The sequence below is a fragment of the Seongchinamella sediminis genome, from assembly GCF_003457605.1.
GTDB classification, from domain to species: domain Bacteria; phylum Pseudomonadota; class Gammaproteobacteria; order Pseudomonadales; family Halieaceae; genus Halioglobus; species Halioglobus sediminis.
This window is the reverse complement of record NZ_QRAN01000062.1, coordinates 1-1,110: the sequence shown is the minus strand read 5'-3', so window position 1 is coordinate 1,110 and position 1,110 is coordinate 1. Positions and strand designations below refer to the sequence as shown.

The 1,110-nt window shown below is 59.5% G+C and carries 1 protein-coding gene; it reads left to right on the top strand.

Features of this window, described 5'->3' with window-relative positions; genetic code table 11:
• The coding region (locus DWB85_RS19310; protein WP_117957709.1) for an ISL3 family transposase at positions 1-1,110 on the top strand (1,110 nt) is incomplete at both ends.

The window sequence follows — 1,110 nt, the reverse complement described above, 5'->3', positions numbered from 1 at the left end:
ATGCCAAACCAAAGAAGCGGCCCTGCTGCATCCGCTGCCAGTACCCTCGGGTTCGCATCAAGGCGACGTATCAGCGCACCCTGAAACACACCCGCCAGGGCAATCAGCTGGTTACCCTGTACCTCAAGGCGCCTAAGTACCACTGCCCGCGTTGCGGCCGGTACTTCCGCCACCGATTCAAGGGCGTGCGGCCCCGTTACAGAGCCTCTGAAGCCTTCCGGCTCGAGGTATTTGAAAACCACGACGGGGGTGTCACCCAGGCCAAACTGGAACGCACACACCAGGTCAGCGCAGCGACCACCGAACGCTGGTATCAGGGCCACTGCCTGCAGCGGATCTCCGAGATGTCGAACCGGCCCTGCCCCAAGGTCCTGGGCATCGACGAGCACTTCTTCACGCGCAAGCGGGGCTTTGCCACCACTCTGGTCGACCTGCACCGCAGCAAGGTCTTTGATGTCCGCCTGGGGCGCTCTGAAGCCAGCCTGCAAGGCTATTTACGGCGTTTGCCGGGTAAACACAACGTCCGGCTCATCGTGATGGACTTGTCCGAGACGTACCGTAACATCGCCCGACAGTACTTCCCACGGGCCACCATCGTCGCGGATCGCTTCCACGTCATCCGCCTTGTGAACCAGCACTTCCTCAAAGCCTGGCAGGACGTACACCCGGAGGGGCGCAGGAACCGGGGCTTGCTGAGCCTGATGCGTCGCCACGAATGGCGTTTGCGACCTGAGCAGCGCGAGAATCTGCAGCAGTACCTGAGTGAGTACCCGGCGCTTGCCGCTCTGTACGGCGCCAAGCAGCGGCTCAATCGGCTGTTGTTGCTCAAAAACCTGAGAAAGAAAACGGCTCAGAGGAAGCTGCCCCAGCTCTTGAAACTGATAGAGCAGCTACGCCACAGCCCACTGCGAAAACTGGCAGGAACGCTCACATCCTGGCTGGAGCCTATCGTTGCCATGTGGCGATTCAGCAAGAGCAATGGACCCACCGAGGGCTTCCACAACAAGATGGAAATGATGACCCGCAGGGCCTATGGATTCAGGAATTTTGAGAATTACCGATTACGCGTCTTAACCCACTGCGGGTGGGATGGCATTATTAACCGGGTTT